This window comes from Streptomyces sp. NPDC043738, from assembly GCF_056436545.1.
On record NZ_JBWKCJ010000016.1, the window covers coordinates 94,952 to 118,887 of the forward strand.

Sequence of the window (23,936 nt, forward strand, 5' to 3'; positions counted from 1 at the left end):
CGTTCGGCTGCCGGTGCGTCAGCCGGTGATGATCGCCGGGTCGCTCACGCCGACCGCGCCGTTCTCCACGTGCCCCGCAAGGCGCCGCAGGAACGTGCGGTCGGTGTCGGACACCACGGTCAGGTCGTACCAGCGCTTGCTCGCCCGCAGGTCCACGGTGTGTTCGACGGTGGCGCCGGCGCGCACCTTGAACGTCTCCTTGGCGCCGCCGTAGGCGTTGGTGACGGTGAGGTCGCAGTCGGCGCCGCCGGCGTTCTTCAGGGTCAGCTTGAGGTTGCCGCTCGCCTTGTCGTGGCGCGCCGTCACCTCGGGGCCGGCGGTCTTGCCGGGGCCCTGGAAGGTCCGCAGGAAGCCGTTCGGGCCGAACACCGACAGGTCGTAGGCGCCCTTGGAGTACTGGGTGTTCCAGGTGTCGGAGATCTGCTTGCCCTTCTCCGTGGTGTACGTCCAGGGCCCGTCGGTGCGGTTGCCCGACCGCACGTGGAAGCACGCGCCGGCCGCGTCACCCGCGCTGAAGGTGAGGGTGAACTTCCCGGCCGCCGGGTCCGCGGAGCCGTCGACCAGCGGGGCGTACGGCAGCGGCCGCGCGGGGCGCGACCCGGCCTCCTGCTTGGGCAGGGCGGGGTTGGCGGGCGGCTTGGGGAGGTAGTCGGGGTGCCGCTCGTGGTCCGGCGGCTGGTAGCCGTCGGTGTCCGGGAGCCGGGCGGGGTCGGTGTCCTTGCCGCCGAAGTCGAAGGCGGAGGTGAGGTCGCCGCAGATCGCCCGCCGCCACGGCGAGATGTTCGGCTCCCGCACGCCGAACCGCCGCTCCATGAACCGGATGATCGACGTGTGGTCGAAGACCTCGGAGTTCACGAAGCCGCCGGTGCTCCACGGCGAGACGACGATCATCGGCACGCGCTGGCCCAGGCCGTAGTGCCCGGCGGAGTACGACGCGTTGCCCGGGAAGTAGTCCAGGGCGGTGTCCACGGTGGACAGGCCCTGCGCGGCGGAGGACGGCACGTACGGCGGAACGATGTGGTCGAAGTAGCCGTCGTTCTCGTCGTAGGTGACGAACAGGGCGGTCCTGCTCCACACCTCGGGGTTGGACGTCAGCGCGTCCAGGACCTGCGAGATGTACCAGGCGCCGTAGTTCACCGGCCAGTTGGGGTGCTCCGAGAAGGCCTCGGGGGCCGCGACGTAGGAGACCTGCGGCAGCTTGCCGGCCTTCACATCGGCCTTGAGGAGGTCGAAGTAGCCGTCGCCGGCCTTGGCGTTGGTGCCGGTGCGCGCCTTGTCGTAGAGCGGTTCGCCGGGCTTGGCGTTGCGGTACTTGTTGAAGAACAGCAGCGAGTTGTCGCCGTAGTTGCCGCGATAGGCGTCGTCGATCCAGCCCCACTTGCCGGCCGCGTCCAGGCCGTCACCGATGTCCTGGTAGACCTTCCAGGAGATCCCGGCCGCCTCCAGGCGCTCGGCGTAGGTCGTCCAGTCGTATCCGAGCTCCTGGTTGCCCAGGACCGGCCCGCCGCCCTTGCCGTCGTTGCCCACGTGCCCCGAGAGCATGTAGTAGCGGTTGGGGTCGGTGGCGCCGATGAATGAGCAGTGGTAGGCGTCGCAGATCGTGAAGGCGTCGGCGAGCGCGTAGTGGAAGGGGATGTCCTGTCGCTTGAGGTACGCCATGGTGCGGTCGCTCTTGGCCGGCACCCACTGGTCGTAGGCGCCGTTGTGGAACGCCTTGTGGCCGCCCGCCCAGTCGTGGTCGAGGCCCGCGATGAACTGCATGCCGAGGTCCTCGGCATCCGGGTGGAAGGGCAACACCTCCTTGCCGCCGTCCGGCTGGTTCCACACCGGCTTGCCGCTGGGCAGCGTCACCGGGCGCGGGTCGCCGAAGCCGCGTACGCCCTTCATCGTGCCGAAGTAGTGGTCGAAGGAACGGTTCTCCTGCATCAGCACCACGACATGCTCGATGTCGTTGATGGAACCGGTGCGGCGCTTGGCGGGGATGGCGGCGGCACGGGCGATGCTGCTCGACAGTGCGGAGGCACCCGCGGTGGCGCCGGCGATCTGGAGGAAACGCCGCCGATTGAGTTCAGGCATGAGTCTGAGGACCTCTTCGGGTGTGTGGGGAAGCTCGCGATATTGGGGGACGCTGCTGTGCCGTCTTGTGAGGGGCTGTGGAGAAACCACAGTCAGCAGAGTGTTCCAAGAGGAACGAGTGTCAGGGAAGGGGGGGTGTCTCACATGTGACACATCGCGGTACGCGCGCCGAACTCCCCGCTCGTGAGCGCGACGCGACGGGCCGTTCAACGGTGGTGGTCCCGGTGCCTTCGCTCACCGGGACCACCACCGCCGCGCTCATCGGCCCAGCGCCACCTCCAGCCCGGCGGCCCGGGTCAGCCGGCCCGTGCGGTGCAGTCCGTACAGGGCGGCGCCGCAGGCCGCCCCGAGTGCGGGCAGGGCGAGCCAGGGCAGGGCCGGCAGCCCGGCCGCCCTGGAGGCGTCCAGCGCGGCACCGGTGAGCAGATTGCCGAGGGTGATGCCGATCCCGCAGACGGTGTTGTAGAGCCCGTAGTGGGTGGCGACCAGGCGGTCACCGGAGAGCCGGACGATGGTGTCCATCTCGAACGGGTAGGTGATCATCGTGCCGAGGGCGAGCAGCAGCGCGCACAGCGCCGGCGGAACCGCCGCCAGCGCCCAGCGGCCCGGGCCCTGGGCCGGCACCGGCAGTGCGGTGGCCGCCAGCAGCGGCAGGAAGGCCAGACCCATGGTCAGCAGCCCCCAGGCGAGGGCGCGTCCGGCCGGCATCCGGGCCTTGCACCAGCGGGTCACCCGGGTCTGGCCCAGGATGGTGCTCAGCCCCGACACCGCGAACAGCACGGCCACCGCCGCCGTACCCGACTCCCCCTCGCCGGCCAGCCGCCGTACCTCCAGCGGCAGCGCCAGATAGACCTGGAACGACAGCACATACGAGCCGATCATGGCTCCCGAGAACAGCAGGAACGGCCGGTTGGCCAGCACCTCCCGCCACTGGGACATGACCCCCGCTCCCCGGCCGGCACGCTCCGCCCGCGCGGACCCGTCGTCCCAGGCCGGCAGCGCGCGGATCTGCACCACGCTCAGCACCGCGAAGATGCCCGCCGCCACCAGGCAGGTGACCCGGAAGTCGACACCGGTCAGCACCATGCCCACCAGCGGGCCGAGCAGGATTCCCGCCTGGTAGAAGACGTTGAACAGCGCGAACGCCTCCAGCCTGCGCTCCCCCGCCGCGGCGGCCAGATACGCCCGGACCGCCGGGTTGAACAGCGCCCCGGCCAGGCCGGTGGCCGCGGACGCCGCCAGCAGCGCGGTCAGCGAGTCCACCAGCCCGAGCGTCGCGAAGCCGGCCGTACGCAGCACACAGCCGGCCACGATCAGCGGCTTGTACCCGAACCGGTCGGCCAGTGTGCCGCCGACCAGGAACATGCCCTGCTGGCTGAAGTTGCGCACGCCCAGCACCAGGCCGACCAGCCAGCCGGCCAGGCCGAGGGTGCCGGACAGATGCCCGGCCAGATACGGCATCAGCATGTAGAAGCCGAGGTTGATGGTGAACTGATTGACCATCAGCAACTGGACGCTGCGGTCGTAGGAACGCACCTGCGTGAGCATGCCGGTCACCGGACGACCTCCCGCGGCGCGTCGGCGGGCACCAGGCCGGCACCGTCGGGGCGTCCTGCCACCGACGGCCCGGTCGCGGCCAGCGGATCCACCACGTTCGCGCACCGGCTCCAGGCGGTGACCTCCCGCTCGTCCGGGTGGCTCAGGGTCTGCGGCGCGTCCGCCGGCGGGGTGTCGAGCAGGCCGTGGGCGGCGCAGTACTCGTCGTCGTACACGGTGCTCAGATACCGCTGCGGTCCGTCCGGGAAGACCGCCGCGATGCGGGTGCCGGCCGGCTGGACGCGGCTTTGCCAGGCGGCGACCAGCGCGACCGCCCCGACGCTCCAGCCGCCGGTGGCGTAGTGCGAGGAGGCCAACTGGCGGCAGGTCCATACCGCTTCGCCCGGTGCGACCCAGTGCACCTCGCCGAACTGGTCGTAGGCGACGTTGCGCGGATAGATGCTCGACCCCAGCCCGCGCATGAGCCGGGGGCGGGCGGGCTGGCCGAAGATCGTCGAGCCGATGGTGTCGACCCCGACGAGCCGCAGCTCGGGGTAGAGCTGGCGCAGCACCCGCGACACCCCGGCGGAGTGCCCGCCGGTACCCACACTGCACACCAGGACGTCGATGTGGCCCAGCTGGGAGGCGAGTTCGAGGGCCAGCGGCAGATAGGCGGTGGTGTTGTCGGGGTTGTTGTACTGGTCCGGGCACCACGATCCGGGGTGCGCGGCGAGCAGCTCGGTCACCCGGTCGCGGCGGGCCTGCTGCCAGCCGCCGGACGGATGGGGTTCGCCGACCAGCTCGACCTGGGCGCCGTAGGCGGTCAGCAGCCGGGTCATCGAGGGTTCCAGGCCGGGATCGGTGACCAGGCTGACCGGATGGCCGTGGACCATCCCGGCCAGCGCCAGACCGAGCCCGAGGGTGCCGCTGGTGGACTCGATGATCCGGGCGCCGGGCCGCAGCTCGCCGCGGGCGCGGGCGCGTTCGACCATGTGGAGGCCCGGCCGGTCCTTGATGCCGCCCGGGTTGCGGCCCTCCAGCTTCGCCCAGAAGCCGCGGCCGGGCGGGGTGAGCGGCTCGGAGATGTGCAGTACGGGGGTGTTGCCGACCAGGCCGGGGATGCCTGCGGCGGGGCCGGGGGTGCCCGGGCCGTGGGAGACGCCGGGGGCCGGGTGGTCCGGGACCCCGAAGGGGCCGGAGCCGGCAGCCGTGGAAACAGAGTGCATGATTCGCTCTCGCTACGGTGTGGGGAGTGACAGGGACGCTCGTCGCGCGTCGCCCGCGGTGGCGCTCGGCGGCACCACCGCGCGGCGGGACGCGGCCGCGGCTCCTATATCCGGCACCGGCAGAGGGCGGCGAGGGTGGACCGGCCGTCGCACACCGGTCTGCGGGACCCGCCCGCGCGCCGGGGCGCCGGCCGCCGCACGGCGGTGGCACAGGCGGCCCCGAGGACCGCGGGTGCGGCGCCCTGCGCCTCCGGGGCCGTCCGGCCCTGCGGGAGGTGCCCCTGCGCGCCGGGCCCGCACTCGGAGGCGGAGTGGCCGTCGTCCGTTGCGGCGGGCGCTGCGGCCGCGGGCTCGGACCGCGCCGAGGCCACGGCCGCCGGTACGGCCACATGGTGGTGCCCGTCCGTGCCGTCGGAGCACGGCAGGAGCACGGACAGCAGCCCGACGGCCAGGAGGAGAAGGAACGTCGGCCGGACCGTCCGGCGGAGCACCGGCCGAAGCGGTGACCGGGGCGCGGGGCGGGGCGCGGGGGGAAGCGTCGCACCGTGTGGAATGCGGTACGAAAGGCGGTACGGGAGGCGGTGGGGCATCCGATACCGGATGCGGAACGGGGCAGGGGCGGGCACGGGTCCTCCGAGAGGCTGCCGTCGCCGCGTCGCAGCAGAGCAGGCGAACGCGCACGCGGGCAGGCGAAGTCAGCAGGGCGTGAACCGGAATTGGCCGGAAACCGGACCTGCGGCTCTACACCTGCCGAACGACGGAACCCGTGGCGCCGTTCAAGGGCGGAGGCGCGGCGGCGGCGCCCGGGAGCGGCCCGGAGCGGCCCTGCGTCGGCGCGCGCCAGGACGAGCCCGCCAGGGGCTTGGCGCACGGATGCGCCACCGAAGTGCCCTGCTGCGGCGGCGCCGACACACACAGCTCGTGGGAGTGCTGACCCGGGTGGCCGGGGTGGCCGGGGCGCTCGGCTCGGCCGCCGTCCTCGGGGGCGAGCCAGGCGCCGGAGTCCGCGGACGCGGCCGAAGCGGCCGCGATCGGCACGGCGCTCACCAGGTGCCCCTCGGCGCTCTCCGCCCGGGCACCGTGCGCGACCAGCACGCTGATCAGCAACGCGGCCAGCCACAGCAGACGAAACGGAACCGCTGAACCGCGGTTCCGCACACTGCCGTTGATCGAACGGGCCGTCGCCATGCCCCGATCGTAACCGGGGCGGGCGGCCGTCGCCGGTATCCCGGTGCCCGCCAGACGGTTATCGGCCTGCCGGTGAGGCGTGCCGGCGGTGCTCGGCCGGCGGCTCGACCGGGAGGGCCGGCGGCATGGCCGGCTGCCCCTTCGCGTCGGGCACGCTGCGCAGCGGGGCCTGGCTCGTCAGCGGGGCGCTGCGGGTCTCCTTCACCCGCCGGGTGAACCAGATGACCTTGCCGTCCGGGGTCCCGCAGGTGCCCCAACTGTCGCTCAGCGCCGCCACCGTGGACAGTCCGCCGCCGCCGGCACTGCGCAGCTTCGGCAGCCGTGGGCCCTCGTCCGCGACGGAGGCCGTCAGATGGCGTCCGGACCAGCGGAGTTCGACGACGCAGCGGGCGTCCGGGCCGATATGGCGATGGACGTTGGTCAGGAGTTCCGCCACTCCCCGGCATACGGGCGGAATATGCAGCTCGAGACTCCAGTACCGCAGGTGCGCGGCCAGGATCCGCCGGATCTGCGGCACACGCTCCGCCGAGGCATGCAGTTCGACCGTGTAGTGCCGGTCGCTGGGAAGTGTCATGTCGTGGCTCCTCACCGCGAGGCTCACGCCCTCACCTCGTTGGACCAACGAACCCCGAACACGAAGAGTGAGCATCAATCACGTATGGGTCATTTGTCATGGTGTCCCGACGGCGAGGCTTCCGCAACAGATCTTGGGCCACCGGAGCCCCCCGCCCTCGTCCGCCCCGGCCGCCCCGGCCGGCCCGACCGCCTCACAGATGCGGCAGGAGCTTGTCGGGCGTGAGCGGCAGATCCCGCAACCGGACGCCGGTGGCGTGCCGCACGGCGTTGGTGACGGCCGCGGCGGTGCCGACGATCCCGATCTCCCCGATGCCCTTGCTGCCCATGGGGTTGAGATGGGGATCCTCCTCGTCGAGCCAGTACGCCTCGATCCGCGGGACGTCGGCGCAGGCCGGCACGTGGTACGAGGCCAGATCGCACTCCGCGAAGTCGCCGAAGGCGGGGTCCAGACCGCTGCCCTCCATGAGGGCCATCCCGAGCCCCATGGTCATGCCGCCGATGAACTGCGACCGCGCCGTACGGGAGTTGAGGATCCGCCCGGCCGCGAACACGCCCAGCAGCCGGCGCACCCGGGCCTCCCCGGTGACGGTGTCGACCTGGACCTCCGCGAAGGTGGCGCCGAAGGAGTGCCGGGCAAACGGGGACCGCTCGGCCGCCTCCTGGCGGGTGTCCGCGGTGACCGTGAACCCGTCGGACGGGAGCGGCCCGACATGGTCGCGCAGCCGCGCCCGCAGCCCCGTGCACGCCTTGTGCACGGCCCAGCCCCACGACCCGGTGCCCGCCGAGCCGCCGGCCAGCATCGCGGGCGGCAGATCGCTGCTGCCGATCTCGATGCCGACCCGCTCCTCCGGCACGCCCAGCGCCGCGGCGGCGACCTGCGCGAGGACGGTGCGGGCGCCGGTGCCGATGTCGGTGGCGTTCAGACGGACACGGAAACCGCCGTCGGCGTCCGCGTGCGCCTCGGCCTCGGAGGCCGCCTGGAGGACGGGGTAGGTGGCCGAGGCTACGCCGGTGCCCAGCAGCAGGCGGCCTTCCTGCCGGACGGCCGGCCGTGGATCGCGCGGCTGCCAGCCGAAGCGCCGGGCGCCCTCCCGAAGGCAGCCCACGAGGTGCCGGCTGCTGAAGGCGCGGCCGCTGTCCGGCTCGGTGTCCGGTTCGTTGCGCATCCGCAGTTCGACCGGGTCGATGTCCAGGAGGACGGCGAGTTCGTCGACGGCCGACTCCAGGGCGAACATCCCGGGCGCCTCGCCCGGCGCGCGCATCCACGAGGGGCTCGGCACGTCGAGCGGGACGACGCGGTGCACGGTGCGGCTGTGGGGCGAGGTGTACATGACGCGCGCCGGGGCCGCGGCCTGCTCCACGAACTCCTTGACGGTGGAGGTGTGGGTGACGACCTCGTGCGCGAGGGCGGTGATGACACCGTCCTCGCCCGCACCGATGCGCACCCGTTGGACGGTGGGCGCCCGATGCCCGACCACGGCCGGCATCTGGCGGCGCGGCAGGGACAGCTTGACCGGCCGCCCGGTGTGCCGGGCGGCCATCGCGGCCAGTACGACCTGCGGGCGCGGCGTGCCCTTGGAGCCGAAGCCGCCGCCGACGTGCTCGGAGACGACGGTGACGTCGCTCTTGTCCAGTTTGAACAGCGCGGCGAGGTCCTCGCACACCTTGGTGGAGCCCTGGCTGGAGTCATGGACCGTCAGATGGCCGTCGCTCCAGTGGGCGGTGGAGGCGTGCGGTTCCATGGGGTGGTTGTGCAGCGGGGGCACGGTGTAGGTGGCGTCGACGGTGACCGGAGCGGCCGCGAACGCCGCGTCGAAGTCGCCGCGCTCCCGGGTCCCCGGATAGCCGCCGTTGGCCGTCTCCGGCGCGTACAGGCGCGGATGCCCGGCGCTCAGCCGCACGTCGTGCGCGTCGGACTCGTAGGTGACGCGCACCGCCTCGGCGGCGGCGCGGGCGGCTTCGAGGCTGTCCGCGACGGCCAGCGCGACATACCAGCCCCGGTGCGGCACCCGGTCCTCCTGGAGCACCGACAGCGTCGGATCGTCGGCGGCCGCGAGACGGGGCGCGTTCTCATGCGTCAGCACCGCGCACACCCCCGGCAGCGCGAGCGCCTGCGCGGTGTCCACAGCGGTGACCCGGCCGCGGGCGACGGTCGCCGGAACCGGCCAGGCGTAGGCGCAGTCCGGCGGGGTGTGTTCGGCCGCGTAACGGGCGGCGCCGGTCACCTTCAGCCGGCCCTCCCGCCGGACGAGGGGCGCACCCAGGGGATAGGGAGGTGGACCTGACGGGAACTGGGGGGTCATGGCGGGGTCCTTGGGGGTGGGGGTCGGTTCCGTCAACCGTCAACCGCGCGCTGCCGGGTCCGGCCGGTCCGACAGGTCCGCCAGGTCCGACAGCACTCCGACGGCCAGATTGCGGGCCAGGGGGACCTTGAAGCCGTTGTCGCGCAGCGGCCGGGCCGCGGCGAGTTCGGCGTCGGCGGCGCGTGCGAAGGTCTCCTCGGTGGCCGGCGCGCCCTGCAGCACCTCCTCGGCCGCGCGGGCGCGCCACGGCCGGTGCGCGAGCCCGCCGAACGCCAGCGCCGCGCGCCGTACGACACCGTCCCGGACCTCCAGTACGGCGCCGACGGAGGCCAGCGCGAAGGCGAACGAGGCGCGGTCACGGGCCTTGCGGTAGCGCGAGCGCGCGCCGGGGCTCGCGGGCGGCAGCTCGACGGCGGTGATCAGCTCGCCGGGCCGGATCACGGTGTCCTGTTCCGGCTGCTCGTCCGGCAGCCGGTGGAAGTCGGTCACCGGCACACTGCGCTCGCCGTCGGGGCCGTGCAGGTGCACGGTGGCGTCGAGGGCGGCCAGCGCGACCGCCATGTCCGACGGCTGGGTGGCGACGCAGTGTTCGGAGTGGCCCAGTACGGCGAGGTCGCGATGCGCGCCCTCACGGGCCGGGCAGCCGCTTCCCGGGGCGCGCTTGTTGCAGGGCTTGGAGGTGTCCTGGAAGTACAGGCAGCGGGTGCGCTGCAGCAGGTTGCCGCCGGTGGTCGCGGTGTTGCGCAGCTGTCCGGAGGCACCGGCCAGCAGCGCCTGCGACAGGACCGGGTAGCGCTCGCGTACCGGGACGGCCGCGGCGAGATCGCTGTTGCGGACCATCGCGCCGATGCGCAGTCCGCCGTCCGGCAGCTCCTCGACACGGTCGAGCGGCAATCGGGTGACGTCGATGAGCAGCCGCGGCGTCTCCACGCCCAGCTTCATCAGGTCGACGAGGTTGGTGCCCCCGCCGAGGAACCGTGCGCCGGGCCGGCCGCCGGCTGCCCGTACGGCCTCCTCGATGCTCGCCACGCGGACGTATCCGAACGGCTTCACAGGGCCACCCCCTGACCGGCCGGCGAACCGGCCGCCGCGCCCTCGGCACCGACGTCCCCGACCGCTTCGACGATCCGGGGGTACGCGCCGCAGCGGCACAGGTTTCCGCTCATCCGCTCGCGGATCTCGTCCGCGCCGAGCTCCACCGGGGCCCCGGGGTCCGCGGTGGCCGGGGTGACGTGGGACGGGAAGCCGTCGGCCGCCTCGGCCAGCACCCCGACGGCCGAACAGATCTGGCCCGGGGTGCAGTAGCCGCACTGCAGGGCGTCCCGCTCCAGGAAGGCCTCCTGCAGGGGGTGCAGCCGCTCCCCGCCGGCCAGGCCCTCGACGGTGACGATCCGCCGTCCGTCCTGCGCCACCGCCAGCAGCAGGCAGCTGTTGGCGCGCCGCCCGTCGACGAGCACCGTGCAGGCGCCGCACTGCCCGTGGTCGCACCCCTTCTTGGCGCCGGTGAGACCGAGGTGCTCACGGAGCGCGTCCAGGAGCGTCGTCCGGTGATCCAGGGTCAGCGGGTGCGTCCGGTCGTTGACGTGCAGCACCAGCTCGGACGCCTGACCGGCCTCCGGCCAGGCGCCGTCGGGGTCGGCCGGGGCGTTGCCGTCGGCGGCCGGCGGGTCGTTGCGGCCGTCGGCCGGCGGGTCGTTGGTGGGCTCCACTCGGTCATACCTTCCGGTGCGGGTCGTGCCGTACGTGTTCCCCCGCCGCTTGTCTTTCCCCTCCGCCCACCCCCTCCTTTGGTTTTTCCCCTCCGCCCACCCCCCTTACGGGGGGTGGGCGGGTGGAGTGACGCGGATGCCCACCGCCCGTCAGCGGGATTCCAGGCGCAGTTCGACTTCCTTTTCCTGGTCGCCGGCGGCCATGCCGAGAATCTGTACCGCGAACGCCGGCTGCAGGCCCTTGACCAGTTGGTCGACCGCCCAATAGCCCCCCTGGAGGCTGACGATGACGGGCGCGCTCAGCCGCCGGGGCTCGGCCTCGGCCTTGCGCTCGCTCACATCGAACGTCGAGGTCCACACGGTCGCGCCTGGCCCCGCCATCTCCTCGGGCACGTCATCGGCGGCCCGGTCTGAGCTGAACGAGGTACGCAGCGCACTGAAGACGGCGTGTGCGTCCTGCGCGGCGCAGCTCTCCAGCTCCACCACCACCTCGGCCGATACGTGTTCCGCGTGTGATGCCTGATCCGCGCTGTTCACTGTGGGGCCTTCCTCTGCGGGCCTTCCTCCGGGGCCGAACGCTTCCAGGCTCGCGCCACGGCCCGGTGTGTGCGACCTGAGGCTCGAACGAGTGGTTTGAACGGCGCAACGTTGCGACGCCCCGCATGAATGTTACTGTCTGTAATCGATGACTGCTCTCTGTGATCGTCAGCAGTCAGTGTCCACCTCCGACCCCCACCAGGAGCCCACTTTGACCAGTACCGTCATCGATCAGAAGGCCACCAGCTACAGCGTCCGCCATGCGCTGTGCATGGCGCGCGCCGCCGAGCTCGCGTACAAGGACGAGAAGTCCGTCGAGGCCACCGCCCACAGCTGGGGCTTCGACCGGGTGCGCCATCATCACACCGAGTTCCGTCAGCCCTTCCCGCTGGAGGACACCCAGGCGTACACCCTCGGCGGCGAGAGCATGATCATCACCGCTTTCCGGGGGACGGAGCCGGCGGAACTGCGCGACTGGCTCTCCGACTCCACCACGCCGCCGTGGCCCGGCCCCGGCGGCAAGGGGTACATCCACTACGGCTTCGGCGAGGCGCTGGCGGGCATCTGGCCGCAGGTCCGCGCCGCCGTCGACGAGTTCCGCGACAACAACCAGACCGTGTGGTTCACCGGCCACAGCCTCGGCGGCGCGCTGGCGATGCTGGCCGGCGCCCGGCTGCACTTCGAAGAGCCGCATGTGACGGCCGCCGGCGTCTACACCTTCGGGCAGCCGCGGACCTGCGACCGGCTGCTGTCGCAGGCGTTCAGCGCGGCGTTCACGGACCGCATGTACCGCTTCGTCAACAACAACGACATCGTGCCGCAGCTCCCCCCGGAGCCCGCCTTCCACCACGTCTCCGCGCTGCGCTACATCGATTCCAAGGGCACCATCCACGACTCGATGCCGGTGATCACCGGCCTGTTCGACCGCGCCAAGGGGCTCACCGCCGATGCGTTCGCGCCCGCCTCCGACGGGGTCCGCGACCACTTCATGAACGCGTACATCAACGCACTGGAGAAGAACCAGAACTGACCGGCTGGGTGAGGTTGACGGCATTGCCGTCCGGGTCCTGGATGTGGGCCACCCGCTGGCCCCACGGCATGTCATTGGCCGGGCCGCGCACCGTGCCACCAAGGGGCGCGACCCGGTCCAGGAGGTGGTCCACGTCCTCGACCGCGAAGCTGAGCAGGATGCGGGTCGGGGTGCCGGTCTCGACGTCCTTGTCCGCCACGATGCCCAGCTCCGAACCGCCGAGCCGCAGCCCCACGAAGAAGACCGGCCCCTCTTCGGGCACACGGGTGAACTCCTCGGCGCCGAGCAGCTCGTGGTAGAAGCTCCGCAGCCGTTCGAGGTCAGGGGTGACGATCACGGGCTGGACGGCGGCGGGGGCGGGGGGCGTGGTGTCGGGCACGGTGTCCTCCTGTTGCGAGGTGCAGGGACTGCGAGGCCCAAGGGTCCGGGGAGGTGAACCGCTCGGTCCGGGGAGGTGGACCGCGCCCGGGGCGCGGATTCATCGGTCGGGGCGGGACGCGGTGGACGCGGTGCGGGTGAAGGCGACGTCGGCGGCATGGGCGACGATCTCCACCTCGTCGCCCAGGGCCCATTCTGCGGCGCGGGAGGACATGGCCGCCGGGACGACATCGCTGATGCCCGGAGCCGCCGGGATGTCGTAGGTGGCGTGTGCGTCGTGCGGCAGAACGACCCGGAAGTCGCGGTCCAGGGCCGTGCGGGCGGTCGCGGCGACGCACATCTCGGACAGGACCCCGCAGACGGCCAGCGCCTGGACGTCGGTGTCGGCGAGCAGGGCGCCCAGTGCGGTGCCCTCGAAGCCGTCGTCCTCGGTCTTGCGGACCACGACCTCACGGGGTCCCGGCTCGACCGGCAGATGGAGTTCCCAGCCGGGCGTGTGCGGCTCGTCGACGGTGCCGGGCGCGCCGTCGTTCTGCAGATGAACGACGAGGGCGCCGGCGGCGCGGGCCCTGGCGAGCAGGTCGCGGCTCCGGTCGAGCACCCGCGCCGCGTCGGGCACCGCTTCGTCGCCCGCGACGAAGGCCGACTGCAGGTCGACGAGGAGGAGGGCCTCGACGGGGAGGAGGGGGCCGGCGGGGTGAATCGGGTCGCCGGTCGCGGCGACGGCATGCGCCCCGGTCCCGCGCCGCGCCTCGGCCCCGGCGTGCGGGCCGGTCGTGGTGCTGGTCGTGGTCATGGTGACCATGGTGCGGGCGCGGACCGGCGGTGATCACCGAGTACGGCGGGATCCGGCCAGGGACTCCACCCGGCGGACGGCGGTAGCGCAGAGCCCTGACGGCCAGGTGCCGGTGCTCCTGCTGCGCTCCGGCGGTCCGGACACGCACCGCTGAGCCGTCCGGGCTCACCTCGTTGCCATGGACACCGACCGGGCGGATCATCCCGTCGAGCACACCGTACGCAGGCACCCGCCGCACGTACGCGCCCTGCGTACCAGCCCAGGTACGCGCCGTACGGACTCACGGGACACGCACAAGGACGACGCGAGGAGAGAGCCACCGTGGGACCAGCCACCGTCAACGGCTACTGCGCACCGGACTTCGCCGGCGTACGGGAAGCGTTCGAGCGGAACTTCGGCGAGCACGGCGACGTCGGCGCGGCGGTCGCGGTGACCGTGGACGGCACGGCGGTGGTCGACCTGTGGGGCGGCCACGCGGACGCCGCCCGGACCCGCGCCTGGGAGCGCGACACCCTCGTGAACGTCTACTCGACGTCCAAGGGGATGACCGCGCTGTGCGCCCATCTCCTCGTGGACCGGGGCGAGTTGGACCTCGACGCGCCGGTCGCCCGCTACTGGCCGGAGTTCGCGCAGGCCGGCAAGCAGGACACCTCCGTACGCTGGCTGCTCAGCCATCGCGCCGGACTGATCGCGCCCGGTGAGCCGCTGCCCGCGGGGCGCGCCTACGACTGGGACCGGGTGTGCGCCACCTTGGCGGCCACCGCGCCGTGGTGGGAGCCGGGCACCGCTCAGGGCTACCACGCGGTGACCTTCGGCTATCTCGTCGGCGAGGTGGTACGGCGGGTCACCGGGCAGTCCCTCGGCGCGTTCCTGCGCAACGAGATCACCGGGCCCATGGGCGCGCGGGTGTTCATCGGGACCCCCTCCCAGGAGCACACCTCCTGCGCGGACATGATCGGGCAGCTGGACGAGGCATGGCTCGGGGAACGGTTCCCCGACGCGCCGAAGCCGCCGTTCCGGTCGATCACCGATCATCCGCTGACCGCCGTGCTGCTGGCGCTGACCTATATCCCCACCGGGGACGTCAACAGTGCCGCCTACCGCTCGGCCGAGATCCCGGCGGGCAATGGGCACGCCACCGCACACGGGCTGGCGGCGGTGTACGGCGCGCTGGCGTGCGGCACGCTCGTCGGCCCGGCCACCCTGGAGGAGATGCGCCGGTCGCAGAGCCTGCCCGGCGAGCGCGACCTGGCCCTCGGCGCGCTCGCCCCGACGGGCTTCGAGCACCGCTGGGGCCTTGGCTACCTCCTCAACCACCACGGCCTGACGGGCCCCAATCCGCGGGCCTTCGGGCACGGCGGGGCGGGCGGTTCGTACGCCTTCGCCGACCCGGAGAACAGGCTGTCGTACGCCTACGTCATGAACAGGTGCGGCGGCGGCACGGCCGGCGACGACCCGCGCAACCTCGGTCTGGTCACAGCGGTGTACACGGCCCTGGAGCGGGTGCGGGGCGGACGCCCCGGCCCGGCTGCTACGGGGTGGCCGATTCGGGCGGCGGGGCGGGCCTCGGGGCGACGGGCGGCTCGCCGGCGGCATCGGTGAGCGCGCGCAGTGACGCCACGAGCCCGGCGCGCTGGGCGACCGGCAGCCGGGCCACGACCGCGGCGATCTCCGCATGCCGGTGGGCCAGTACGCGCTCGACGAGCTCGCGGCCCTGCGCCGTCAGGCTCAGCACCACCTCCCGGCGGTTGCCGGGATTGGCCTGCCGGGTGACGCTGCCGGCCGCCGCCAGCCGGTCGACCATGCGCATCGCGGTCGACGGATTGACGCCCAGCGCGGCGGCCAGCGTGGCGAGCTTGACCGGCCCCCGGCCCTCCAGCACCACGAGGGCCCGCAGCTGGGGCAGCGTGAGCGAGGGATCCGTCCGGGCGAGCGCACGGGCCGAGATCCCGACCAGCAGCCGGGAGGCGGTCAGCACGGCGGCGATGACCTCCTCGACGTCATGGTCGAGACCGACGTCGTGGTCGAGATCGTCGTCCTGATCGAGATCGTCGTCCCGGCCGGGATCGTCGCCGTGCCCCGCGGCTGCCTTTGGCCCCATGGCTGCCTTTATACCGCTGACGGCATCGCACCTGGTGAGGGGCCCCTTCGGGCGCTGCCGGCGGTCTGGAGGTCTGCCCCGGCGATCGCGGTTGCACGGCGCAATAATGGGAGGTGCGGCAAGTATCCGGCCCCGGCGCGAGCGCGGTGGGGCCGGGGAGAGGGCGTGGTGACCATGGAACGGGACACCGAGACGGTTCACGAGGCGTATTCGTTCGTCTGTCTGCACTGCGGGCACGGCTGGGAGGAGGAGTACGAGATCCGGCACACCACGGACCTGTCCGGGCATCGGCGCGCCGACTACTTCACCCGCGGCGTCCGGGTCGCCTCCCCGCTGACCCGCAACGACTGCCCGTCCTGCAACCTCGGCCCGATCCGGATCCTGCGCCCCGGCCGGGTGAACACGGCCCGTACGTACCTCGCCTGAGGCCGGTTTCCCCTCCGTACGCGCCCGGCGTACGGACCGACGACCACGCCTGCCCGGCGCCCCCGACCGACCCCCGACCGACCCGACAGCCCACCCCGCCCACTGATGCCACGTCACCAGCCCGTGTACAGCAGATGGTTGACGCCCAGTGCCAGTACCGCCTGCGCGGTGAGCCAGTGACGGTGCCGGGCGGTGGGCAGCAGGGCGCAGGCGGGCAGGAGCCAGACGGCGAAGGGGAGCCAGATGCGCTCGGTCTCCGCCTTGCTCATGCCCGACAGGTCGGCGACCAGCAGGGCGAGCAGCGCGGCCAGGACGAGGATCGCCAGGCGGTCGACGGGCCGGTGCAAGGGGCCGGTGCCGGCCCGTCCGGTGGCGGAAGGGGGCCGGGAGCGGAGCTGCCGTACCGCGGCGGGGGCGGCCGCGAAGACACGGCGCAGACCGGCGACCGTCGCCAGGCCGGCGATCAGGACGGCACAGGCGAGGTTGCCCCAGACCCAGTACGCGTACGGGCGGACCGCCGCGGCGCCCTGGTAGTAGCGCTCCACCAGCAGGCGGTAGCCCTCCCACCAGTCGAAACCGGCGAGGGTGAAGACCGCCGCCACGGCGGCGACCCCGGCGGCCAGGAAGGGCAGCGGCCGCGCGGTACGGGCGAGCAGCAGCACGGCGGCGGCGATCAGCGCGACGAGGGTGAGGCCGTAGGAGAGGTAGCAGGTCAGGCCGAACAGGAGCCCGGAGGCCAGGGCCACGGCCGCGGGGTGACGGGTGCGGCGGGTGGCGGCGAGGGCGAGCAGCGCCGACGACCAGGCGGCGACGGCGGCGAAGTAGCCGTCGGCGGAGGTGCCCACCCACACCGCGGCCGGGGCCAGCGCGAGGAACGGGGCGGCCCGGCGCGCGGTCGGCTCGTCGGTGAGCGCGCGCAGCGCGATGAGGACCGCGGCCGCGGCGGAGGTGCCGACGGTGATGCACCAGGCACCGGCCCAGGCCCCGCCGCCCAGGCCGACACGGTCCAGGCCGACGAAGGTGAGCACCGCGGCAGGAGGGTGCCCGGCGACATGGGCGGGCCAGTGGTCGGGCGCGGTGTTGAGGATGTGCGCGGTGAAGTCGCGCAGTGCCGGGCCGAGATCGTCGAAGCGGCGGATGACGGTCAGATACTCGTACTCGGTGGTGAGGCGGCGGGCGACACCGGTCTGCCAGCCGTCGACCAGGGCCAGCGACCACGTCCAGGCCAGGGAGGCCGCCCAGGCCGTGAGGACCAGCCGGCGCCAGGGCAGCCGGTCGGCGAGCGGCGGCCCGTAGGCGATCACGAGGACGGCGACCGCGAGCGCGGCGGGGGTGCCGGGGCCCAGGTGTGCGAACCATGAGGCGTACAGCGGCGGCACGTTGACGTGCAGGCTGCCGTTGGCGCGCTGGATGACGCCGCCGACGACCGCGGCCAGCACGACGAGCAGGGCGCCGGCCGCGGCGGCCAGCAGATCGGCGCGGCGCGCGGCGCGCTCTTCCGGAGTCCGGCGGGCGGCGGCCGCGTCGGCGCGTTCTTCAGACGTCGGTCGGGAGGTCACACCGGCACGCTAGGGCGCCGGCGGGGTGACCGGGGCCCGCCGTTCCGCCGACGTCAGAGTTTCGTCATGCGTCGCGTCCCCCTGGGGGCCCGGGTGGCGGCATACCGTCGGAGCGGACGTGCTCGTCCGGGCGGCGGAGCGCCGTCGCGCCGACCTCCGAGGGCTCATCGAACCGCCGAGGACTCATCATGGGTGCCCACCACCGTCTCGTTCCCCCCACCTCGCCGTCGTTCTGGCGCAGCCCGCTGCGCGGTCCCCGGCTGACCGCGGTGCTCGGCGTGGTGCTGCTGGCCGGGATCACGCTGCTGTTCGTCACCGGCCTGCTCTCCTACGCCGCGTACAACCCGGACCTGGCCGGCGGTGTCAACGACAAGACGCCGGGCAAGGGGCTGCTGGGCTTCTACCTCTTCAGCTGGCCGACCGACCCGCACTGGATCTACCGGCTCACCCAGGGGGTGCATGTCACGCTCGGCGTCGCGCTGGTGCCCATCCTGCTGGCGAAGCTGTGGTCGGTGATCCCCAAGCTGTTCACGCTGCCGCCGGCCCGGTCCGTCGGGCACGGGCTGGAGCGGGTCTCACTGCTGCTGCTGGTCGGCGGCGCGCTGTTCGAGTTCGTGACCGGCATCCTCAACATCCAGTTGGAGTACCTCTTTCCGGGGTCGTTCTATCCGCTGCACTTCTACGGCGCGTGGGTGTTCATCGGCGCCTTCGTCGCCCATGTGGTGCTGCGTCTGCCGCGGACCGTACGGGCGCTGCGGGAGCGCACGGACCCCGGGGCGGAAGACGACGACACCGGACTGGCGGCGGTCCGGCCGGACCGGCCGACGGTGTCCCGGCGCGGTGCGCTGGGGCTGGTCGGCGCCGGATCGCTGCTGCTGCTCGCGACGACCGCCGGTCAGAGCATCGGGGGATGGTGGCGGCGGACGGCCGTGCTGGCGCCGCACGGTGGCCGTGACCCGGGCAGCGGACCGAACGGCTTCCAGATCAACAAGACGGCCGCGTTCGTGGGGATCAGGCCGCAGGACACCGGCGACGACTGGCGGCTGACGGTCGAGGGGGGCGGGCGGCGGGTGCGGCTGGACCGCGCCGCGCTGCTGGCGCTGCCGCAGCACGAGTCGGCGCTGCCGATCGCCTGTGTGGAGGGCTGGTCGACGGACGACCAGCTGTGGAGCGGGGTGCGGCTGCGTGACCTCGCCGCACTGGTGGGGCTCGGCGCGCAGCCGCCCGACCTGCTGGTGGAGTCGCTCCAGTTGCACGGCGCGTTCCGCCGGGCCGCGCTGCGCGGCAACCAGGTGCGCGATCCGCGGTCGCTGCTCGCGCTGCGGGTGGGCGGTGCGGAGCTGTCCGCGGACCACGGCCATCCGGCGCGGATCATCGTTCCGGCGGCGCCCGGGGTGCTCAACACCAAGTGGGTGTCGCGGCTGACGTTCGGGGAGTGGTGAGGGTGCGGCGCGCGTGGCGGGAGCGCGCGGCAGGGTGGCGGCGGGCGCTGACGCGTCACCACTGGTACGGCGAGGGGCCGCTGCATCTGCTGCTGATGCTCGCCTCGTTCGCGCTCACCGGCTATGCGGGGCTGCGGCTGCTGGGGGGCGGGCAGTGGCCGCTGGTGGTCGTGTGGTTCGTCGGGGCGGCGCTGCTGCACGATCTGGTGCTGCTGCCGCTGTACTCGTCGGCCGACCGCGGGGTGGCGGCGTACACGGCGGGGACCGCCCGGCACGCGGCCTGGACCGGGTACGTCCGGGTCCCCGCCGCGCTGTCCGGGCTGTTGCTGCTGGTGTGGTTCCCGCTGATCGCGGGCTCGGCGGGAAGCGGGTCGGCGGCGCACTTCGAGGCCGCCACCGGGCTGTCCGGCCAGGGGTTCCTGACCCGCTGGCTGCTGATCACCGCGGGGCTGTTCGCGGTCTCCGCCCTGTGGCTGCTGTGCCGTACGGTTCAGCCGCGCCGGTCGGGCAGGGCCCGGCGCCGGCGCAGGGAGACGAAGCAGCGGCCGGGCGCCGGGGACTGAGCGGACTCCGGTGCGACGGTCCACCGCTCGGCGGGCGTCCAGCCGGTGGCGGCCGCGTACCGCAGCAGCGCGCGGGTGCCGACCCGGGCCCAGGGGAACGGGGCGCCCGGTGCGCGGTGTCCGTCGTCGTGGCCGCGGCCGGCGACGGCGTACTGCCCGGTGTCGACCCGGACCTCGACGCGTTCGTCGAGGTCCGCCGGGGCGGTCTCCACTATGAGCAGGCCGGACGGGCCGACGAGTTCGGCCGTCCGGGCGAGCAGGGCGCGCGGGTCGCCGCCGATGCCGATGTTGCCGTCCAGGAGCAGTGCGGTGCCCCAACTCCCCTCGTCGGGCAGGGGGTCGAAGACGGAGCGGTGCAGCGCGGCACCGCCGGCCGCGGCGGTGCGGGTCACCGCGGCCCGGCTGACGTCGATGCCGAGCACCGGCCGGCCCTGTGCGGCGAGCGCGGCGACCAGCCGGCCGGGGCCGCAGCCGATGTCGAGGACGGCGCCCTCGCAGCGGTCGAGCGCCGACAGGTCGGCGGCGTCCGCCCCGGCGCACCAGCGCTCGACCTCCAGCGGCAGCAGCCAGCCGTCGGTACGGCGCAGGAAGAGCGGGCCGCGGCCGCGGCGCAGGGCGTCGGCGTAGGGGTCCGCTCCCCAGGAGGCGGTATCGGGCGGGGCGGTCGCCGATGGCACGGCGGGGCTCATCGCTCGCCGGCCCGGGTCAGTCGGGCGAGGGTGGCGGCGAACCGTCCGCCGGGGGCCGCGGCCGCCACCCGCTCGGCGTCGTCCGCGGTGTCGACGTCGCACAGCGGCGGCAACTCCGCCACCCGGAGTCCGGCGGCGGTCAGCCGGGCCCGCTGGGCGGCGCCGGTGCGGTCGGTGGACATGGGGACGCCGCGCAGCAGCCGGGGGTCGGGCACGGCCAGGCCGAGTGCCCAGAACCCGCCGTCCTCGGCCGCGCCGAACCAGGCGTCGCAGTCGTCCCACGCGCCGACGTCCGTTGCGGGGGCGAGGAGTTGCGGGGTGATCTGCGGGGTGTCCATGCCGATCAGCAGGGTCGGTCCGGTGCTGTCGGCGAAGGCCTGGGCGAGCCGCTCGTCGAGGCCGCCGGTGCCCTGCGGCCGCACGTCGAAGCCGGCCGGCAGCCAGCTTCCCGGCCGGCCGTCGAGCACCACGACCCGTCGCCGGGCGGGCATGGCGCGTACGGCCCGGAGGGTGTCGTACAGCGCGGCCTCGGCCAACTGGGCGGCCTCGGCGGGGGTGTACGGCGGGGTGAGCCGGGTCTTGACCCGGCCGGGCACCGGCTCCTTGGCGATGACCAGGACCGTGGTCGGCCCGGGGCCCGGCAGCGGCTCCGGACGCTCGGGGGCGGTCATCGGACCGCCTCCTTCGTACGGGGTGTCAGCGGCGGCTGGTGCAGGACGCCGCGCATGTCGCGGACCGCGTGCCAGGTGCCGCGCCAGGTGCCGGTGACCTTCGAGCGGCCGGTGCGCGGCCGGTAGGGCACATCGCGCTCCTCGATGCGCCAGCCCGCGTCGGCGGCCCGGACGACCATCTGGAGGGGGTAGCCGCTGCGGCGGTCGGTGAGGCCGAGGCCGAGCAGCGCGGTGCGCCGGGCGGCGCGCAGCGGGCCGAGGTCGTGCAGCCGCAGTCCGGTGCGGCGGCGCAGCATCCGGGCCAGGGCGAGGTTGCCGGCCCGGGCGTGCGGCGGCCAGGCTCCGCGCCCTTCGGGGCGCCGGCGGCCCAGCACCAGGTCGCTGTCGCCGTCGCGGACGGCGGCCACGAACGGGGCGAGCAGGGCCGGGTCGAGGGAGGCGTCGCAGTCGCAGAAGCAGACGATGTCCGCCTCGGCGGCCAGCAGTCCGGCGTGGCAGGCGGCGCCGAAGCCGCGGCGCGGTTCGTGGACGACGGTGGCGCCCAGGTCGCGGGCGATCTCGGCCGAGCCGTCGGTGGAGCCGTTGTCCACGACGATCGCCCGCCAGCCGGCCGGGATGCGCGCCAGTACCCAGGGCAGCGCGGCGGCCTCGTCGAGGCAGGGCAGGACGACGTCCACCGGGGCAGGGAGGGCGGCGCCCGCCGCGGCACCGGTCGCCCCGGCCGCCGGACCGGCCGTCGCCCCGGCCGTCGGGCGCATCTCCTCCCGGGCGAACTCCGCCATCCCTTCGGCGAATCCGATCGCCGCCCGCCAGCCGAGGTCCTCGGCGATCCGCCGCGACGACGCCGTGATGTGCCGTACGTCGCCCAGCCGGTACTCCCCCGTCACCACCGGCGCCGGCCCGCCGTGCGCCTCGGCCAGGGCGTGCGCCATCTCCCCGACGGTGTGCGGCTGCGAGCTGCCCGTGTTGTACGCGGTCAGGGTGTCGGGCGCCCGCTCCGGCAGAGCCTCCAGCGCCACCACGTTGGCCGCCGCGATGTCCCGTACGTGGACGAAGTCCCGTCGCTGGCCCCCGTCCTCGTAGACGGTCGGCGCCTCGCCGCGGGCCAGTGCCGAGCGGAAGAATGAGGCGACGCCGGCGTACGGGGTGTCGCGTGGCATTCCTGGCCCGTAGACGTTGTGATAGCGCAGCGAGACGGCCCGGCCGCCGGTCGCCCGCGCCCAGGAGGCGGCCAGATGCTCCTGGGCGAGCTTGGTGGCGGCGTAGACGTTGCGCGGATCGGTGGGCGCGTCCTCGCCGACCAGCCCCGGTCGCAGCTGCGCACCGCACCGCGGGCAGCGCGGCTCGAACCGTCCGGCGGCCAGCTCGGCGGCGCCGCGCGGACCGGGCCGCACCGCACCGTGCGCGGGGCAGGTGTAGCGCCCCTCCCCGTAGACCACCATCGACCCGGCGAGCACCAACCGGCGCACGCCCGCCGCGGCCATCGCGGCCAGCAGCACGGCCGTCCCCAGGTCGTTGCAGCCGACGTAGCCGGGCGCGTCGGCGAAGTCCTTGCCCAGGCCCACCATCGCCGCCTGATGGCAGACCGCGTCGATGCCCCGCAGGGCCGCGTCGACGGCCGCCCGGTCGCGTACGTCCGCGACGATGCGGCGCTCCTGCGGGCGCGGCGGCGGGGGCTCGGGGTGCGCCGAGGGAAGCAGCGCGTCGTACACCACGGGCTCGTGGCCGCGCGCGATGAGAGCGGTGACGACCTGCGATCCGATGAATCCGGCGCCTCCGGTGACCAGTACTCGCATGCCCGTCACGCTAAGCGGGACCGGGCCGTCCGGCGCGCGCCACGACCGCCGTGTCACCGGTCCGTAAGATCCCGCTGCTCGCCCCGGGCCACTGCGATTCGGTAACAGGCGCATTCGAGGTATTTCGGTACGGCATAGGTTGCATATGCTCAGGTCGGGGGTTGGGGGGCCGTTTTCGGACACTCCGACGGCCGACGGCCCCCGTAGCCCGATCACCGGACACGACACCGTCGGAGAACACCTTGGCCGTGGAGAACGGGGAGCTGCGCACCGGCTCCCGTGTGCTGTCCGTACTCCCCTACACGGTGATGGCCGTGGTCAGCGTCGTCGACCTCACGGCGGGCCCGGAAGTGGGCTTTCTGCCCCTGGTGTCCCTGGGGCCCGCGTTCGCCGGACTGGTGGGCGGCTGGCGGCGCACCGCCCTGGTCGGACTCACGGCGTTCGTCCTCTGCCTCGGCCTGGGCGTCCACAGCGGACTGTTCGAGAGCCGGCGCGGGCTGACCGCACTGCTGTCGGTGGCCGGGGTGACCGCGGCCGGTGTGGTCGCGGCGGTGATGCGGCAGCGCCGCGAGGCGGAGCTGGCCAGCGTCCGTTCGATCGCCGAGGTCGCCCAGCGGGTGCTGCTGCGCCCCGTGCCGCGCAGCGCGGGCCCGCTGCGGATCGCGGTCTCCTACACCTCGGCGGTGGCCGAGGCCCGGATAGGCGGCGATCTGTACGAGGTGGTGACCTCGCCCGCCGGTGTACGGATCATCGTCGGCGACGTCCAGGGCAAGGGCCTGGAGGCCGTGGAGAGCGCCGCGGTGGTGCTGGGCGCGTTCCGGGAGGCCGCGCACGACGAGCCGGATCTGCCGGCCGTCGGCGAGCGCGTCGAGCGGGCCCTGAACCGCCATCTGTCCGGCGAACGGTTCGTCACGGCGGTGCTCGCGGAGATCGGTGACGGTCCGCGTGCGACGCTGCTCAACTACGGCCATCCGGCCCCGCTGGTCGTCCGCCCCGCCGGCACGGTCGCCTTCGCCGCGCCGCCCGACCGGGCCCTGCCGCTCGGCCTCACCCTCACCGGCCCCGGTGCCCCGCTCCCCTACGAGGTGCCGTTCACCCCCGGCGACCAGCTGCTGTTCTACACCGACGGGGTCACCGAGGCCCGCGACGCGGCGGGCCGCTTCTACCCCCTCGACGAGCGCTCCGCGCTGCTGAAGGACCCCGACCCGGAGGCCGCGCTGCGCTCCGTCCGCGAGGACGTGGTCGAGCACGCCGAGGGGCCGCTGCACGATGACGCGGCGATGCTGCTGGTGCGCTACCGGGAGCGCCGCTGAACCGGCGTCACTCCAGGCACA

General features: G+C 73.8%; 24 protein-coding genes and 1 pseudogene. 7 read left to right on the top strand and 18 right to left on the bottom strand.

The window, feature by feature from the left end; translation table 11 throughout:
- Window positions 1-18 precede the first annotated feature (18 nt).
- The 10 genes from AC0680_RS21575 to AC0680_RS21620 all read right to left on the bottom strand — a co-directional run bounded on the left by AC0680_RS21575 (window position 19) and on the right by AC0680_RS21620 (window position 11,151).
- Window positions 19-2,076: a phosphocholine-specific phospholipase C gene (locus AC0680_RS21575; protein ID WP_478631098.1), complete on the bottom strand. Its 2,058-nt coding sequence runs from the start codon at window positions 2,074-2,076 to the stop codon at window positions 19-21.
- Window positions 2,077-2,334: 258 nt separating this feature from the next.
- Window positions 2,335-3,624 carry an MFS transporter gene (locus tag AC0680_RS21580; protein WP_478631277.1) on the bottom strand — a complete coding sequence of 430 codons (1,290 nt, stop codon included), beginning with the start codon at window positions 3,622-3,624 and terminating at the stop codon, window positions 2,335-2,337.
- A 5-nt stretch (window positions 3,625-3,629) separates the two neighbouring features.
- Window positions 3,630-4,838, bottom strand: coding sequence for a PLP-dependent cysteine synthase family protein (locus AC0680_RS21585; protein WP_478631100.1), 1,209 nt, complete (start codon window positions 4,836-4,838; stop codon window positions 3,630-3,632).
- A gap of 104 nt (window positions 4,839-4,942) precedes the next feature.
- On the bottom strand, window positions 4,943-5,329 hold the full coding sequence (locus tag AC0680_RS21590) for a hypothetical protein (RefSeq protein ID WP_478631103.1): 387 nt from the start codon (window positions 5,327-5,329) through the stop codon (window positions 4,943-4,945).
- 250 nt (window positions 5,330-5,579) lie between these two features.
- A complete protein-coding gene (locus tag AC0680_RS21595) occupies window positions 5,580-6,026 on the bottom strand; it encodes a hypothetical protein (protein WP_478631104.1) in 447 nt (148 codons plus the stop codon).
- A 58-nt stretch (window positions 6,027-6,084) separates the two neighbouring features.
- Window positions 6,085-6,600, bottom strand: coding sequence for an ATP-binding protein (locus AC0680_RS21600; protein WP_478631107.1), 516 nt, complete (start codon window positions 6,598-6,600; stop codon window positions 6,085-6,087).
- Window positions 6,601-6,793: 193 nt separating this feature from the next.
- Window positions 6,794-8,905 (bottom strand): xanthine dehydrogenase family protein molybdopterin-binding subunit, encoded by a 2,112-nt coding sequence (locus AC0680_RS21605; RefSeq protein WP_478631109.1) that lies wholly within the window; start codon window positions 8,903-8,905, stop codon window positions 6,794-6,796.
- A 39-nt stretch (window positions 8,906-8,944) separates the two neighbouring features.
- Window positions 8,945-9,958 (bottom strand): FAD binding domain-containing protein, encoded by a 1,014-nt coding sequence (locus AC0680_RS21610; RefSeq protein WP_478631111.1) that lies wholly within the window; start codon window positions 9,956-9,958, stop codon window positions 8,945-8,947.
- Complete coding sequence (locus AC0680_RS21615; RefSeq protein WP_478631280.1) at window positions 9,955-10,500, bottom strand: 2Fe-2S iron-sulfur cluster-binding protein; 546 nt, start codon at window positions 10,498-10,500, stop codon at window positions 9,955-9,957. The genes AC0680_RS21610 and AC0680_RS21615 overlap by 4 nt, the downstream gene beginning before the upstream one ends.
- Window positions 10,501-10,764: 264 nt before the next feature.
- Entirely contained in the window at window positions 10,765-11,151 is a 387-nt protein-coding gene (locus tag AC0680_RS21620; protein ID WP_384439972.1) for a hypothetical protein, read from the bottom strand.
- 211 nt (window positions 11,152-11,362) lie between these two features.
- On the opposite strand from AC0680_RS21620, the gene AC0680_RS21625 reads away from it, so the two are divergent.
- Window positions 11,363-12,181, top strand: a complete 819-nt coding sequence (locus AC0680_RS21625) for a lipase family protein (protein WP_478631114.1) — start codon at window positions 11,363-11,365, stop codon at window positions 12,179-12,181.
- Here the strand turns inward: AC0680_RS21625 and AC0680_RS21630 are convergent.
- Window positions 12,153-12,560 (bottom strand): VOC family protein, encoded by a 408-nt coding sequence (locus tag AC0680_RS21630; protein ID WP_478631116.1) that lies wholly within the window; start codon window positions 12,558-12,560, stop codon window positions 12,153-12,155. The genes AC0680_RS21625 and AC0680_RS21630 overlap by 29 nt on opposite strands.
- Before the next feature lie 99 nt (window positions 12,561-12,659).
- On the bottom strand, window positions 12,660-13,355 hold the full coding sequence (locus tag AC0680_RS21635; protein WP_478631117.1) for an isochorismatase family protein: 696 nt from the start codon (window positions 13,353-13,355) through the stop codon (window positions 12,660-12,662).
- Between AC0680_RS21635 and AC0680_RS21640 the strand changes: the two genes are divergently transcribed.
- The gene (locus AC0680_RS21640; RefSeq protein WP_478631119.1) at window positions 13,348-13,509 is read left to right on the top strand and encodes a hypothetical protein; all 162 of its coding nucleotides are present in this window, start codon (window positions 13,348-13,350) and stop codon (window positions 13,507-13,509) included. The genes AC0680_RS21635 and AC0680_RS21640 overlap by 8 nt on opposite strands.
- A gap of 167 nt (window positions 13,510-13,676) precedes the next feature.
- Entirely contained in the window at window positions 13,677-14,957 is a 1,281-nt protein-coding gene (locus AC0680_RS21645; protein WP_478631122.1) for a serine hydrolase domain-containing protein, read from the top strand.
- Here the strand turns inward: AC0680_RS21645 and AC0680_RS21650 are convergent.
- Entirely contained in the window at window positions 14,887-15,456 is a 570-nt protein-coding gene (locus AC0680_RS21650; RefSeq protein WP_478631124.1) for a MarR family winged helix-turn-helix transcriptional regulator, read from the bottom strand. The genes AC0680_RS21645 and AC0680_RS21650 overlap by 71 nt on opposite strands.
- A 174-nt stretch (window positions 15,457-15,630) precedes the next feature.
- Here AC0680_RS21650 and AC0680_RS21655 point away from each other — a divergent pair, with 174 nt between their 5' ends.
- Window positions 15,631-15,882 (top strand): hypothetical protein, encoded by a 252-nt coding sequence (locus AC0680_RS21655; protein ID WP_468979052.1) that lies wholly within the window; start codon window positions 15,631-15,633, stop codon window positions 15,880-15,882.
- A gap of 113 nt (window positions 15,883-15,995) precedes the next feature.
- Here the strand turns inward: AC0680_RS21655 and AC0680_RS21660 are convergent, their stop codons facing one another.
- Complete coding sequence (locus AC0680_RS21660) at window positions 15,996-17,441, bottom strand: hypothetical protein (protein ID WP_478631126.1); 1,446 nt, start codon at window positions 17,439-17,441, stop codon at window positions 15,996-15,998.
- A gap of 188 nt (window positions 17,442-17,629) precedes the next feature.
- Here AC0680_RS21660 and AC0680_RS21665 point away from each other — a divergent pair, with 188 nt between their 5' ends.
- On the top strand, window positions 17,630-18,883 hold the full coding sequence (locus tag AC0680_RS21665) for a molybdopterin-dependent oxidoreductase (RefSeq protein WP_478631129.1): 1,254 nt from the start codon (window positions 17,630-17,632) through the stop codon (window positions 18,881-18,883).
- Between the two features lie 95 nt (window positions 18,884-18,978).
- Complete coding sequence (locus AC0680_RS21670) at window positions 18,979-19,446, top strand: hypothetical protein (RefSeq protein WP_478631283.1); 468 nt, start codon at window positions 18,979-18,981, stop codon at window positions 19,444-19,446.
- Here the strand turns inward: AC0680_RS21670 and AC0680_RS21675 are convergent.
- The 4 genes and pseudogenes from AC0680_RS21675 to AC0680_RS21690 form a co-directional block, all read right to left on the bottom strand.
- Window positions 19,374-20,123, bottom strand: a complete 750-nt coding sequence (locus AC0680_RS21675; protein WP_478631132.1) for a class I SAM-dependent methyltransferase — start codon at window positions 20,121-20,123, stop codon at window positions 19,374-19,376. The genes AC0680_RS21670 and AC0680_RS21675 overlap by 73 nt on opposite strands.
- 8 nt (window positions 20,124-20,131) lie before the next feature.
- On the bottom strand, window positions 20,132-20,806 hold the full coding sequence (locus AC0680_RS21680; protein WP_478631134.1) for a TIGR04282 family arsenosugar biosynthesis glycosyltransferase: 675 nt from the start codon (window positions 20,804-20,806) through the stop codon (window positions 20,132-20,134).
- The gene (locus AC0680_RS21685; RefSeq protein ID WP_478631286.1) at window positions 20,803-21,483 is read right to left on the bottom strand and encodes a glycosyltransferase family 2 protein; all 681 of its coding nucleotides are present in this window, start codon (window positions 21,481-21,483) and stop codon (window positions 20,803-20,805) included. Before AC0680_RS21685 ends, AC0680_RS21680 begins: the two co-directional genes overlap by 4 nt.
- A 51-nt stretch (window positions 21,484-21,534) precedes the next feature.
- Window positions 21,535-22,602, bottom strand: a pseudogene (locus AC0680_RS21690) (NAD-dependent epimerase/dehydratase family protein); the annotation flags it as partial.
- Window positions 22,603-22,844: 242 nt separating this feature from the next.
- On the opposite strand from AC0680_RS21690, the gene AC0680_RS21695 reads away from it, so the two are divergent.
- Window positions 22,845-23,915, top strand: a complete 1,071-nt coding sequence (locus AC0680_RS21695) for a PP2C family protein-serine/threonine phosphatase (RefSeq protein WP_478631136.1) — start codon at window positions 22,845-22,847, stop codon at window positions 23,913-23,915.
- Window positions 23,916-23,936 lie beyond the last annotated feature (21 nt).